This is a genomic window from Kocuria sp. ICS0012, from assembly GCF_001665945.1.
In the GTDB taxonomy this organism is placed as follows: domain Bacteria; phylum Actinomycetota; class Actinomycetes; order Actinomycetales; family Micrococcaceae; genus Kocuria; species Kocuria marina.
Genome location: NZ_LZMM01000084.1, coordinates 21,922 through 35,297 on the forward strand (window position 1 = coordinate 21,922; position 13,376 = coordinate 35,297).

11 protein-coding genes and 1 pseudogene are annotated in these 13,376 nt (G+C 66.4%); 6 read left to right on the top strand and 6 right to left on the bottom strand.

All coding sequences use genetic code 11. From position 1 onward, the window contains the following. The first annotated feature begins 245 nt into the window (after nt 1-245). The 3 genes from A5728_RS14600 (at nt 246) to A5728_RS14935 (ending at nt 1,375) form a co-directional block, all read left to right on the top strand. The gene (locus A5728_RS14600; protein ID WP_197493203.1) at nt 246-587 is read left to right on the top strand and encodes a hypothetical protein; all 342 of its coding nucleotides are present in this window, start codon (nt 246-248) and stop codon (nt 585-587) included. Nucleotides 588-793: 206 nt separating this feature from the next. Then, nucleotides 794-970, top strand: a complete 177-nt coding sequence (locus A5728_RS14605) for a hypothetical protein (protein WP_197493205.1) — start codon at nt 794-796, stop codon at nt 968-970. A gap of 18 nt (nt 971-988) precedes the next feature. Further along, nucleotides 989-1,375, top strand: coding sequence for an aspartate/glutamate racemase family protein (locus tag A5728_RS14935; RefSeq protein WP_222119721.1), 387 nt, complete (start codon nt 989-991; stop codon nt 1,373-1,375). 26 nt (nt 1,376-1,401) lie between these two features. Here the strand turns inward: A5728_RS14935 and A5728_RS12960 are convergent, their stop codons facing one another. Both A5728_RS12960 and A5728_RS12965 read right to left on the bottom strand, forming a co-directional pair. Next, complete coding sequence (locus tag A5728_RS12960; protein ID WP_064847455.1) at nt 1,402-1,839, bottom strand: hypothetical protein; 438 nt, start codon at nt 1,837-1,839, stop codon at nt 1,402-1,404. Nucleotides 1,840-1,876: 37 nt separating this feature from the next. Next, entirely contained in the window at nt 1,877-3,247 is a 1,371-nt protein-coding gene (locus A5728_RS12965) for an NAD-dependent succinate-semialdehyde dehydrogenase (RefSeq protein WP_064847456.1), read from the bottom strand. Nucleotides 3,248-3,460: 213 nt separating this feature from the next. On the opposite strand from A5728_RS12965, the gene A5728_RS12970 reads away from it, so the two are divergent. Then, on the top strand, nt 3,461-4,507 hold the full coding sequence (locus A5728_RS12970) for an NAD(P)-dependent alcohol dehydrogenase (RefSeq protein WP_064847457.1): 1,047 nt from the start codon (nt 3,461-3,463) through the stop codon (nt 4,505-4,507). A gap of 210 nt (nt 4,508-4,717) precedes the next feature. After that, nucleotides 4,718-5,104 (top strand): GtrA family protein, encoded by a 387-nt coding sequence (locus A5728_RS15145; protein ID WP_082943486.1) that lies wholly within the window; start codon nt 4,718-4,720, stop codon nt 5,102-5,104. Between the two features lie 179 nt (nt 5,105-5,283). Here A5728_RS15145 and aceB read toward each other — a convergent pair whose 3' ends face one another. Both aceB and A5728_RS12985 read right to left on the bottom strand, forming a co-directional pair. Further along, nucleotides 5,284-6,891, bottom strand: a complete 1,608-nt coding sequence (gene aceB, locus A5728_RS12980) for a malate synthase A (protein WP_064847459.1) — start codon at nt 6,889-6,891, stop codon at nt 5,284-5,286. Further along, a pseudogene (locus tag A5728_RS12985) lies at nt 6,888-7,936 on the bottom strand (malic enzyme-like NAD(P)-binding protein). Before A5728_RS12985 ends, aceB begins: the two are co-directional and overlap by 4 nt. Nucleotides 7,937-8,138: 202 nt before the next feature. Here A5728_RS12985 and A5728_RS12990 point away from each other — a divergent pair. Further along, a complete protein-coding gene (locus A5728_RS12990; RefSeq protein ID WP_035964809.1) occupies nt 8,139-8,900 on the top strand; it encodes an IclR family transcriptional regulator in 762 nt (253 codons plus the stop codon). Nucleotides 8,901-8,958: 58 nt separating this feature from the next. Here A5728_RS12990 and A5728_RS12995 read toward each other — a convergent pair whose 3' ends face one another. Beyond that, nucleotides 8,959-10,293 carry an aminotransferase class V-fold PLP-dependent enzyme gene (locus tag A5728_RS12995; RefSeq protein WP_064847461.1) on the bottom strand — a complete coding sequence of 445 codons (1,335 nt, stop codon included), beginning with the start codon at nt 10,291-10,293 and terminating at the stop codon, nt 8,959-8,961. A gap of 294 nt (nt 10,294-10,587) precedes the next feature. Beyond that, entirely contained in the window at nt 10,588-13,326 is a 2,739-nt protein-coding gene (aceE, locus tag A5728_RS13000; protein WP_064847462.1) for a pyruvate dehydrogenase (acetyl-transferring), homodimeric type, read from the bottom strand. Nucleotides 13,327-13,376 lie beyond the last annotated feature (50 nt).

Consider the following 13,376-nt stretch of genomic DNA (forward strand, 5'->3'; position numbering starts at 1 on the left):
CACCACGGAGCAGGCGGGCGGTCGCCCCGAGCCCGGGCGCCTGCACGCACCGCCCGGCGTCCCCCACGAGCCGCGCTCGGACACGAGCAACAGGCTCTACAACGTGGACCTCGCTCCCACCAGCCGTTACGGGCGCACGTGGAGCGCGTACAGCATCTTCACCATGAGGGCCAACGACGTGCACTCCCTGGGCAACTACGGGCTTCGCCATCGGCCTCTTCGCCCTCGGACTCGGTGCGTGGCAGGTGCTCACGGTCCTGGGTGTGGGCGCGCTGCAGGTGCTCGCGTCCCTAGCGCTGCTGATCCTGCCGTGGAACCTCTACACCTCGCCCGTGGTGATCGTGTGCTTCCTGGGTGGGCTGGGCGCCGCTGCTCTGGTCGCTCTTCGGGATCATCATGGTGGACTACTGGCTGATCCGCCGCTCCAGCGTGAACGTGCCCCAGCTCTCCATGGACACCCACGACGGCGAGTACGTCTACCGCGGCGGCGTGACCCCCGGGCAACCGGGGCGTTCGTCCCCACGATACTGGCCTCTCTGGCGGTCGCCCTGCTGCCCGTCTTCCAGGCTGTCGGCGAGTTCTCGTAGTTCATTGGGGCCGACCTGGGCGCCCTGTGCTACCTGGTCACCGCCAAGCGCGAGCTCGAGTGCACCGACCAGCACGGTGAGGCCATCGTGGCCGCCACTTCGCACCGACCCTGCGTCTCGCACGAGATCGCGCCCAACGACGCCGCCGCGGGCTCCCTCCCACTTGCCCCGCAGGGTGGAGCACGGCGTCGTCGTGCGAAGGGAACGTGAAGTCCTACCTCGCCGCGGTGGGGGTGATGGACGCGGTGCTGACCTACGACCCGCCCTTCACCCCTGTGATCCAGGCCAGGTTCGGCGAGCACCGGTGGGAAGGTCTGCAGGAGCTCCTCGACCAGCCCGTCGTGGACATCCCCAGGTGGCCGCTTCCATCGCCATCTTCATGAGGCGCAGCTACACCGGGAGTGAGCACCCTGGGCCGCACCGTGCCGCTCATCGAGGACCGGTTGCAGCTGGCCGGGCTGATGAGCGCTGCGCGTCCGTGCGGGCGCCGAACACCTCCGTGCTGGACCTGGAGCGTGATGAGAACGCGGCGGTCGAGACGATCGTCGCTGAAGCGCAGCGGGCCATCGAACAGGGCCGCAGCCGAGGTGGTTGTCCTCGGCTGCGGCGGGATGGCCGCCCTTGAGCACGCCGTGCACGAGCGGTGCGGCGTGCACGTGATGGACGGCGTGGCTGCCGCGGTCACCGTGGCGCAGTCGCTGGTGTGGCTGGGGCTGAGGACCTCCAAGGTCCGCACGTACGCGACCCCTCTGCCGAAGGACCTGAAGGGTTTCCCATTCGGGCGGTGAGGCCGGCTCGCGTCCTGCGCTTCCGACTACTTCCGGGGGAAGCCCCCGGCCCGGAGGGCCGCGGCGATCAAGGCCGGTTGACCGAACAGCCGGGCCAGCCGCTTGGCATCAGTGTCCAGATTGAATGCGTCGTGCCGCTCGGCGTACTGGCTGATGTTGCCGGGGAAGATCGCGGCGTAGAACGCGGCCAGACCGGCGCCCACGGCTGCGCGCTGCCTGGGCAGCGCCAACAGTGCGGCACCAAAGGCGATCTCCACCACACCGGAGGCCAGAACCACGGTGTCCTTGTCCATGGGGAACCAGTCCGGAACCTGTGCCTGGAAGTCCTCCCGGGCAAAGGTCAGGTGGGATATGCCCGCGGTGGACATGAACGCTCCCAGGGCCAGGCGCACTGCCGTCTCCGTCGCAGTGGGCTTGGGAGACGGTGCGGTCAGGGACTGCAGAGCCTTGGTAATGCGAGCCATAGTGCAAACCTCTCTCGTGGTGGGCGCCGGGCGGGTGTCAGCCGGCAACGCGCACCAGCTTGGTGTTGGCGAACTCGGTGAAGCCCCAGCGGCCCAGCTCACGGCCGTAGCCGGAGCGGCGCACGCCGCCGAAGGGCAGGCCCGCCTTCGTCGTCGCGTGCTCGTTGACGTAGGCCATGCCCACCTCCAGACGACGCGCGACTTCCTCAGCCTTCGCCTCATCCTTGCTCCACACGGAGCCGGAGAGACCGAAGTCGGAGTCGTTGGCAATCTCCACCGCCTCGTCCACCGAGTCGTAGGAGTAGATCACTGCCACCGGACCGAAGATCTCCTCCTTGAACGCATCCATCTCCCGGGTCACACCGGTCAGTACCGCCGGGGACATCCACGCCCCGTCCTTATCCAGAGCCCTACCACCGGTGTGCAGGGTTGCACCCTGCTCCACCGCACGCTCGACCTGGGACACGGCGTCGTCACGGCCCTGCACGGAGGACAGGGGGCCGATCTCGGTGTCCTCCGCCAGCGGGTCCCCCACCGGCATGCCCTCGACGGTCTCGACGACCGTCTGCACGAACTCGTCGAACATGCCGGCGGGCACCAGGATGCGCTTGGGCGAGTTGCAGGCCTGGCCTGCGTTGCTCATCCGCGCCGTTGCCACGGTCGTAGCGGTCTCCTTCACGTCCACATCGTCGAGCACGATCAGCGGGTCGGACCCGCCGAGCTCCAGAACGCTCTTCTTCAGGTTCTGCGCGGCCGTGGTGGCCACCGCGGCACCGGCGCCCTCGCTGCCGGTCAGGGACACGCCCCGCACCCGCCGGTCCTCGATGATCGTGGTCACCTGGTCGGTGCTCACGAACAAGTTGATGTAGGCGTCCTCCGGGATACCCGCGGCGTGCAGGATTTCCTCGATCAGCTCACCCGTCCGGGCGCAGATGGAGGCATGCTTGAGCAGAATGGTGTTGCCCAACATGAGGTTCGGGGCCGCGAAACGCGCCACCTGGTACTGCGGGAAGTTCCACGGCATGACACCCATGAGCACACCGATGGGCTCGGTGACGACCACGGACTTGGCGTCGTCACCCACGTCCAGGGTCTCCTCCTCCAGCAGGCCCTCGCCGTGGTCGGCGTACCACTGGTAGATCGATGCCGAGAGTGCGACCTCTCCCTGCGCCTGGGCGAAGGGCTTGCCCATCTCGGTGCTGATCGCGCGCGCGAGCTCGTCCCCGCGGTCCTGGAACGCCTGGGCGACACCGGCCAGCGCTTTGGCGCGGTCAGCGGCCGGGGTCTTGCGCCAGGAAGCGAATGCGGTGTCGGCGCGCTCGATCGCGCGGCTGACATCAGCATCGGTGGCCGAGGTGAACTCCTGCTCCACAATGCCGGTGGCGGGATTCTCCGTACGGAAAGCCATGATGACTCCTCACTCATCTCGATGAAACTCATCAATAACAGCGGGGAGGTGTCCGCGGATATTCCCGGCTCCTCGAAACGCCCCGCACGGTGGGGCATTCGAGGATGGGCTGGGCGAGCAACGGCCGGGTCCATGTTGTTCTGTCTGCGGATATGGTCCCCTGTGAAAGGAGTGACGTGACAAGGCCACGGCGGGGGTCTAGAGTCACGGCCCATGACTACCAATGTTGCTGCCTACCAGGCCGTCGCCTCCGACGCCCCGCTGGAGAAGGGCACCATCGAGCGCCGGGACCTGCGCCCGGACGATATCCGCATCGAAATCGAGTTCGCCGGCATCTGCCACTCCGACATCCACACCGTGCGCGAGGAGTGGGGACCGATCGAGTTCCCCATGGTCCCGGGACACGAGATCATCGGCCGCGTCACCGAGGTCGGTTCCGAGGTCACGAAGTTCTCGGTCGGCGAGCGCGCGGGCGTCGGCTGCCTGGTCGACTCCTGCCGCGAGTGCGAGTGGTGCCTGAAGGGCGAGGAGAACAACTGTCCGAAGGCCGTGGGCACCTACAACGGCAAGGACCGCTTCGACGGGCGCCCCACCGACGGCGGGTACTCGACCGAAATCCTCGTCTCCGAGGCCTTCGCGCTGCACATCCCCGAGAACCTGGACCCGGCCGCGACCACGCCGTTGCTGTGCGCGGGCATCACCACGTACTCCCCGCTACGGACGTGGGGCGTCACCGAGGGCTCCAAGGTGGCCGTGGTGGGCATGGGCGGTCTGGGCCACGTGGCCGTGAAGCTCGCCGCCGCCATGGGCGCGGAGGTCACCGTGATCAGCCAGACCCGCTCCAAGGAGGAGGACGGCCGCCGCTTCGGCGCCACCGACTGGATCGCCCGCAAGGAGGATCCCGAGGCCCTCAAGAACCACAAGGGCGAGTTCGACGTCATCATCAACACCGTCTCCGCCCACGTGGACGTGCAGGAGTTCATGGCCACCCTGCGCCCGCACGGTGCCATGGTCCTGCTGGGGCTGCCCACCGAGGCCCTGGAGGTCAGCGCGGGCTCGCTCATCGGCGGCCGCAAGTCCCTCACGGGCTCCAACATCGGCGGCATCCGCGAGACCCAGGAGATGCTGGACTTCTGCGCCGAGCACGGTGTCACCGCGGAGATCGAGCTGATCAGCGCCGAGGACATCAACGAGGCCTACGACCGCGTGGTGGACTCGGACGTCCGCTACCGCTTCGTGATCGACGCGAAGACCATCTGAACACCCGCGCAGCACGCACAACGCCCCGGACCACTACGGCCCGGGGCGTTGTGCGTGCACGGGGCCGTGTCCCGCCCCCGTGTAGATTGTGGAGCCGCTCCCGTCCGCTGAAAGCACCCCTGAACACGGGCCTGACACATTGACAGGGAAGGCACCACGACGCAGTCCGCCGGCACCGGATCGACCTCGACCACCCGGGGCAAACGTCAGATGCGGTTCCTGACGGTGGGTGGCATCTGCTACCTCACCACCATCGGCATCAACGTCCTCCTCAAGTGGACGGTGCTGGAGGAGAAGCCCACCAATGCGCTGCTCATCGCCACCACGATCGCCAGCGTGGTCTCCTGTTCGCCGAACAAACGGTGGACCTTCAGCTCACGGGGGAGCAGGCACCCGGAAGCGGAGGCGTTCGTGTCCTCGACCGGTTCGGTGCGCAGCTTCTTGTGGACGCGGGCCACGAGATCGGGTGCCGCCGCGGCGTCGACCCCGGCGAGCTCGGCGAGGGCCGCGAGACCACCCGCTTCCCCGGCCGCCGACGACGCCGCGGCACCCCACTCGGCGGGCGTCCGCTCCGTGACGAGGTCCGCCAGGACGTAGCACGTGTGCACGGGCTGGCGGGTCCCGGAGTCCTTGGGGAGGAACCGTGCGAGGTCAGCGTCCGTGCCCGCGAGCAGCAGGTCCGCGCGGTGACCGAAGCCCGCTGGCGGAGAGGGTGCGGCCCCCGCCGCGCGGGGCGGTCGTGGCGGGGGCCGGGGTGGCGTCCAGGTGCGCCGGTGTTACTTGCTGCCTTCCATGAGGTCGTAGGCGGACAGCGTGAGGAACGCCGGGTAGTCCTCCCTGAGCACCATGTCCGAGATGAGCCGCCCGGCGGGCACGAACCACTTCTCGTAGTTCTCCTGGTCGATCTCACCGCGCAGCACCTCGAGCTGAGTGTCCAGTGCGTCGGAGACGAGCTCGCGCGTGGCGGTGTTGTTGGTGTCCGTGTAGACCACGCCGTTCTTGATCTGCTGCCAGATCTGCGAGCGGGAGATCTCCGCGGTGGCGGCGTCCTCCATCAGGTTGTGGATGGCCACCGCGCCGCTGCCGGACAGCCACACCGCCACGTAGCGGATGGCCACGTACAGGTTGGCGTTGAGCTCCTTCTCGGTGCGCTGGTCCCCCGCGGAGGGCACGTCCAGCAGCATCTCGGCGGTCACGTCCACGTCGGGGCGCTGGTGGTCCACCTGGTTGGGCTTCTCGCCGAGCACGCCGTCGAAGACCTCCTGGCACACGGGCACGAGGTCCGGGTGGGCCACCCACGAGCCGTCGAAGCCGTCATTGGCCTCGCGGGTCTTGTCGTTGCGGACCTTCTCGAACGCGGCCCGGTTGACCTCCTCATCCTTGCGGGACGGGATGAACGCGGCCATGCCACCCATTGCGAACGCGCCGCGCTTGTGGCACGTCTGCACCAGCAGGTCCGTGTACGCGCGCATCAGGGGAGCGGTCATGGTCACGGCGGAGCGGTCCGCCAGGATGAACTTCTCCCCGGCGTCGCGGAAGTACTTGATGATGGAGAACAGGTAGTCCCAGCGTCCGGCGTTGAGCCCGGAGGCATGGTCCCGCAGCTCGTAGAGGATCTCGTCCATCTGGAACGCGGCGGGGATGGTCTCGATCAGCACGGTCGCGCGAACGGTGCCGTGCTCGATGCCCAGGTAGTCCTCCGCGAACGTGAACACGTCGTTCCACAGTCGCGCCTCCAGGTAGGACTCCATCTTCGGCAAGTAGTAGTACGGCCCCTGGCCGTTCTCGATCAGCTGCTTCGCCGTGTGGAAGAAGTGCAGCCCGAAGTCCGTGAGGGAACCGGAACCGGTCCTCCCGTTGACCGTGATGTTGTACTCGGGCAGATGCCAGCCGCGCGGGCGCATGACCACCACGGCCAGGGGCACGTCCTCGCGGAGCTTGTACTCCTTGCCCTCCGGGGAGGTGAAGCCCAGGGTGCCGCGGGCGGCGTCGCGCAGGTTGGCGATCGCGTCCACCTGGTTGGCCCAGCTGGGGGAGGCGGCGTCCTCGAGGTCCGCGAGCCACACCTTGGCGCCGGAGTTCAGGGCATTGATGGCCATCTTCGCGGGCGACGCCGGTCCGGTCATCTCCACGCGCCGGTCCTGCAGGGCCGCGGGGGCCGGGGCGACCTTCCAGTCGCCTTCCCGAACCTCGCGCGTCTCGGGGAGGAAGTCCATGGTGCCGCTCTCGGCGGCCTTCGCGCGGGCGGTCTCGCGCTTGCCGAGCAGCTCCTCACGACGGTCCGCGAACTTCTCGTGCAGCGCCTCCACGAATGCGAGGGCGTCGGATGAGAGGATCTCGTTCGCGGCGGGGATGTTGTCGGGTGTGTTGTGGGTGATGCTCATGGGTTGCCTCCTGGATTTTCGGTGTAGTTTGTACTGCTCATTGCGGGTGCGGCAGGCCCTGCACTCGGTACGACGCCGCCGCACCCGGTCGTTCCCGTCAGCCGGCCTGGGGCCTCCGCCACGGACTTCACGGCCTCGGCCACGGCCGGGGCGACGTTCTTGGTCGAACACACTGGGGACGATGAAGCTCGCGTTGCGCTCGTCCTCGTGCACGCAGTCGGCGATGGCCCTCGCGGCGGCCGCGAGCACCTCTGAGGTGATCTCGCAAGCGCCCGCGTCCAGCAGCCCGGGGAAGGCCAGCACGCTGTTGATCTGGTTCGGGAAGTCCGGCCGACCGGTAGCCACGACGGTCGCGGGCTCGGCACCTTCCACGGGGGTGGACCTCGGGGTCCGGATTGGCCCTGGCGAAGACGATGGCGTCGTCGGCCATGGTCGCGATGTCGTTGCCGTCCAGGACATTGGGGGCGGAGACGCCGATGAACACGTCCGCGGCACCCACGCCGGAGACGACCACCTTGACGTCCTTCAACGCCTTGAACAGGGCGGCCTTGCCCTCCATGGCTGGCAGGGCCGCGGCTGGTCCGATGTCACCGAGGCCCAGTACCGCGGTGCCGTCCGTGACCACGGCCACGGTGTTGCGCTTGACGGTCAGCCGCCGGGCGTCTTTGGGGCTCTCTCGGACGGGTATGCACACGCGGGCCACGCCCGGTGTGTAGGCGCGGGAGAGGTCGTCACGGTTGCGCAGGGACACGCGCGGGGTGACCTCGATCTTGCCGCCCAGGTGGATCAGGAAGGTGCGGTCGGAGATCTTGTGGACCTTGACGCCGTCCAGGGCGTTGAGCGCGTCGCGCACCTCGTCCCGGTGCTCGGCGTTGTACAAGTTGCAGCGGATGTCCACGACGCTGTTGGGGAAAGACTCCACGATGTCCAGTGCGGTCACCTGGGCACCGGCGGCGGCCGCCGTGGTGATCTCGCTCGTGGAGTTGAAGGTCGCGGGCGCTTCCACGCGCAGGACCATGGAGTAGCCGGGGTTGGGAGCCGCCATGTGACGGGTTTCCTTCCGAGTCGAGCGGAACCGCGGTGGCCCGCTACCTATCCGTATTGTGGAAAATAAATTTCATTAATTGAATCCTAGGCGTAGAGTACGAGGCATGACAAGGTCTTCGTAAGACTTGTTTCACATTGCGGTCACCGTACGCGACCCCACGCGGGGCGGTGATCGCTCCGGCAGCAGAGGGAGAAGGGCCATGGCCGAAGGCAAGAGTGCGGGCGGCGTGCAATCGGTGGAGCGGGTCTTCGACCTGCTCAACATCATCACCGCGTCCGGAGGGGAGTCCTCCCTCAGCGAGCTCGCATCCCGGGCGGATCTTCCGCTGCCCACCATCCACCGGTTGCTACGCACCCTGATCCCGCTGGGCTACGTGCGTCAGCTGCCCAACCGCAGTTACGCGCTGGGCCCCGGACTGATCCGCCTCGGCTATGCGGCGGGCCTGCAACTGGGCACCTACGCGCAACCAGTCCTGCAGGGGCTCGTGAACGAACTGGGGGAGTCTGCCAACATGGCGGTGCTGGACGGTCACATGGTGGTCTACGTGGGTCAGGCGCAGTCCTCCCGCTCCATGCGCATGTTCACCGAGGTGGGCCGGCGCGCCCACGTGCACGATACCGGTGTGGGCAAGGCGATCCTGGCGACCCTGCCCGAACAGCAGGTCGTGTCCATCGTGGCGTCCATGGGCATGCCTACCCCCACCGAGAAGAGCCTCGGGACTGTGGACGAGCTTCTCGCCGATCTCGAAAAGATCCGAGAACGCGGCTACGCCGTGGACGACGAGGAACAGGAGATCGGCGTGCGCTGCTTTGCCATGGCACTGCCGGATGCACCCACACCCACTGCGATCTCGGTGTCCGGGCCCACGTCCCGCGTGGACTGGGACTTCGGCGACCGCGCCGTGCCCCTGTTGCGCGAGGCCGCCGAGCGGCTGTGCGGACAGCTGGCCCAGGCCGGCTGAACGCCTTCGTCCGAGTCTCGACGCCGCGTCGGTCCCGGTACCGTTTGGTCCACGGGCTTCAGAACCGCCTGGCGGCAGCCCTCAATGCCCGCGCCAAGCGGTCGCTGTCCTGCGGTGTGTTGTACAGGGCGGGGGTCACACGAATGACCTCGCCGTTCGTCACACCGCCGCGACGCACCGTGAATATCCTCCACGCCTTGGTGAGGTAGTCCGTGATGGCCACGCTGCGTTCCCGGGTCGTGTTCCCGTCGATCCGGAAGGACGTCAGTGCGCCGTACATGCGCCGATCCTCCGGAGTCATGATGGTCAGATTGGACACGTCCAAGACCTGGTGCACCCAGCGATCACGCAGGTACTGCAGGCGCGCGAACTTGTTGGCGGCTCCCACGGCTCGGTGGAAGTCCAGAGCCGCCGGGACTGCCAGGTAGTTGGCCGAATTGGCGGTTCCCGTGTGAATCCGTGATCGCACGTCATCGGCGTCGTGGTCCTCGTCCGCAAAGTGACGATCGATATCGGGAAGGCGATCCTTCTTGATGTAGAGAAAGCCGCAGCCCAGCGGTGCGCCGATCCACTTGTGCAGATTGAACCCCACGAAGGGGCTCTCGAGATCCCTGACGCTGAAATCCACATGGCCCCACGAGTGCGCGGCATCCACGATCGTGTCGACCCCGTGCTGCGCGGCCATCCGGCTGATCTCCGCGATCGGCAGCTTGAGGCCCGTGCGGTGGGAGATATGGGTCAGCAGGAGCAATGTGATCCGCGGATTGCCCCGGAGCAGCTTGGTGTAATGATCGATCACGTTCTGGTACGTCGCGGGTTCCGGGATCGCGGTGGCGATCACGTCCACCCCGCGGCGGTCCTTGAGCCACTTCATGGCGTACTGCATGGAGTCGTAGTCGAGATCGGCGTAGGCCACGGCGTCACCGGGCTTGAGCTTGTTGTAGCCGCCGATCAGGGCCTGTAGCGCCTCCGTAGCGCCGCGCGTGATGGCGATCTCCTCTACGGAGCACCCGACAGCTTCCGCCAGTCGAGCCCGCACATCTGTGATGCGCTCCTCGTACGCGTTGCGGAGGAACCAAGAGTTCTGTTCCTGGATGGTCCGGTTGGCGTGGGCATAGGCATCTCGTACGTTCTGAGGGTTCGCTCCGAAGTACCCGTTCTCGAAGTTGGTGACGGGCATGTCCATGCGGAAATGCCGTGCGACGGTGCGCCAGTACTTCTCGTCACGGGCCAGGCGGCCTGCGGGGGTCTGCGGTGCAGTGGGCAGTCCGGAGGGGTCTCGACCATGGCGCCCACCCTGGTGGGCGTGGGCGGGGGAGGTGACGAGGCCGCCCGCCGCCAGCGCGCCCAGGCTTGCTGTTCCCGCGACCAGATTTCGGCGATTGAGTTCCATGATGTGCAGGCCCCCGGAAGTGTGCTGATGTGCACCACAGCCTGGATCCCGGACATCGCCACTAGTCAAACCGTAAATTTCCAATTTACGATCCGCAGAAGAAATTCGGGTGCGCATCACGGTGCGACGCGGGCGGGGCCCTAGCCTGCGGGCTGCGTCGTCGAACCAATCGACTCATCGGGCAGTCATACGGGGTGCTTCTCGCCGGCCCATCACGGCCCGGGCACGGTGAACGCGCGGCGGTACGTCACTGTGCCGCGCGGTGTGGGGGCGTCGTGGTGGTGGGTTGGTGGGTTAGGCGTCGCCTCCGGTGTTACCGCTGGTGCCGGCGGCGGGGTTGGTGAGGTCGTAGCGGGTGATGGCTTCTGCGGGGGCGGACCAGTCGATCTCTCCGCGTTTGGCCAGCATTTCCAGGGTGCGTACGACCATTGAGTGCGCATCGATGGTGAAGTACCGGCGTGCTCCGGCGCGGGTGTCAGCGAACCCGAATCCGTCAGCGCCCAACGAGGCCCAGTCGTTGGGTACGTACTGACGCACCGAGTCCGGCAACTGCGAGGTGTAATCACTGGTGGCGATCACCGGTCCCGTCGCCCCTGCTAGTGCTTGGGTGATGTAGGGGGTGCGTGTTCCTTCACCGGGGTTGAGGAACGCCTCATGTTCGGCGGCGTGAGCATCCCGGCGTAGGTTCGTCCACGAGGTCACCGACCACACGTCGGCGGAGACCGACCATTCCTCGGCGAGGATCCGTTGGGCTTCTAACGCCCAGGGCACCCCGACCCCGGAGGCCAGCAACTGGGCGCGCGGGCCTTCGTTGGTGGCGGGTTTGAGCAGGTAGATACCGTTGAGGATCCCGTCCACATCGACGTCTTCGGGTTCGGCGGGTTGGTGGATGGGTTCGTTGTAGACGGTGAGGTAGTACATCACGTTGTGATCCTCATCCGCGTGCCCGTACATGTGTTCGATCCCGCGTTTGACGATGTGGGCGATCTCGTACCCGTAGGCGGGGTCGTAGTGGATCACCGCGGGGTTGGTCGAAGCCAGGATCGGGGAGTGCCCGTCAGCGTGTTGCAGGCCCTCACCGGTGAGTGTGGTACGCCCGGCGGTGGCGCCGATCACGAACCCGCGGGCCATCTGATCGGCTGCTGCCCAGAACTCATCCCCGGTGCGTTGGAACCCGAACATGGAGTAGAAGATGTACACCGGGATCATGGTTTCACCGTGGGTGGCGTAGGAGGTGCCCGCGGCGGTGAACGCAGCGGTGGCCCCGGCCTCGTTGATCCCCGGGTGCAGGATCACACCCTGGGCGGATTCCTTGTACGCGAGCATCAGTTCGCGGTCCACGGAGAGGTAGTTCTGCCCGTTGGGGTTATAGATCTTCGCGGTCGGGAAGAAGGAGTCCATCCCAAACGTCCTGGCCTCGTCCGGGACGATGGGTACGATGCGGTGCCCGAAGTCCTTCTCCCGCATCAGGTCTTTGAGGATCCGCACGAACGCCATGGTCGTGGCCGCCAGTTGTTTGCCCGAACCCTTCTTCCCCGAAGCGAAGGCTTTGTCCGAGGGCAAGGTGATCGCCTGCTGGGTGTGGGGGCGATCCGGGAGGAACCCCCCCAACTCCTGACGGCGCTCCAACAAATACTTGATTTCGGGGGAGTCGGGTCCGGGGTGGTAGTAGGGGGCGTTGTAGAGATCCGAGTCCAGTTGCTCATCACTGATCGGGATCCGTAAGTGATCCCGGAAGGCCTTGAGGTCTTCGAGGGTGAGTTTTTTCATCTGGTGGGTGGCGTTACGGGCCTCGAAGTGCGGACCCAACCCGTAGCCCTTGACGCCTTGGGCCAGGATCACCGTGGGCTGGCCGGTGTGTTCCACCGCCGCCTTGTACGCCGCGTACACCTTGCGGTAGTCATGGGCGCCGCGCTTGAGGTTCCAGATCTGCTCATCCGTGTAATCGGCCACCAGCTCTTTAGTGGCTGCGGAGCGGGCGAAGAAGTGGTCACGGACGAACCCACCGGATTCGGCTTTGAAGGTCTGGTAGTCCCCGTCCAGGGTCTCGTTCATAATCCGCACCAGCTCCCCGGTGTGATCCGCCTCCAGTAAGGCGTCCCATTCCCGGCCCCACACGACCTTGATCACATTCCACCCCGCACCGCGGAAGAACGCTTCCAGCTCCTGGATGATCTTCCCGTTCCCGCGTACCGGACCATCCAAGCGTTGCAGATTGCAGTTGATCACGAAGGTGAGGTTGTCCAACTTCTCATTCGCCGCTAACTGCAGCACACCACGGGATTCGGGTTCATCCATCTCCCCGTCCCCCAAAAACGCCCACACGTGCTGGTCCGAGGTGTCCTTGATACCGCGGTTGTGCAGGTACCGGTTGAACTGGGCCTGGTAGATCGCGTTCATCGGCCCGATCCCCATCGACACGGTGGGGAACTGCCAGAAATCCGGTAAACACCGCGGATGCGGGTACGAGGGCAACCCGTTGGGAGCGTGGGTCTTCTCCTGCCGGAACCCATCCAACTGCTCCTCCGTGAGCCGGCCCTCGAGGTAAGCGCGGGCGTAGTTACCGGGGGAGGAATGACCCTGGAAGAACACCTGATCCCCGCCCCCGGGATGGCCAGGTCCGCGGAAGAAGTGGTTCAACCCCACCTCATACAACGTCGCCACCCCCGCGTAAGAGGAGATATGCCCGCCAACGGAGACTTCCGGGCGTTGAGCGCGGTGGACCATCACCGCCGCGTTCCAGCGCAGGAAAGCCCGGTAGCGGCGTTCGATCTCCTCATCACCGGGGAACTCGGGTTCTTGATCCACCGGGATCGTGTTCACATAATCCGACGTCGTCACCATCGGCACACCCACCGAATGCGTGCCCGCGTGCTGCAACAACGCCCGCATCACGTACTGCGCCCGCGCGGTACCCTGCGCCTGGATCAACGCGTCAAACGACTCGATCCACTCCTGCGTCTCCTGAACATCAGCGTCCTGAAGATTATTCGTCAACCCACTCAAAATGTGGTGATTGCTTGAAGGCTGCATGTGTTGTTCTCCTGCCATGAGAGGCGGGGCAGTTCTGACCGTGCGGTTGT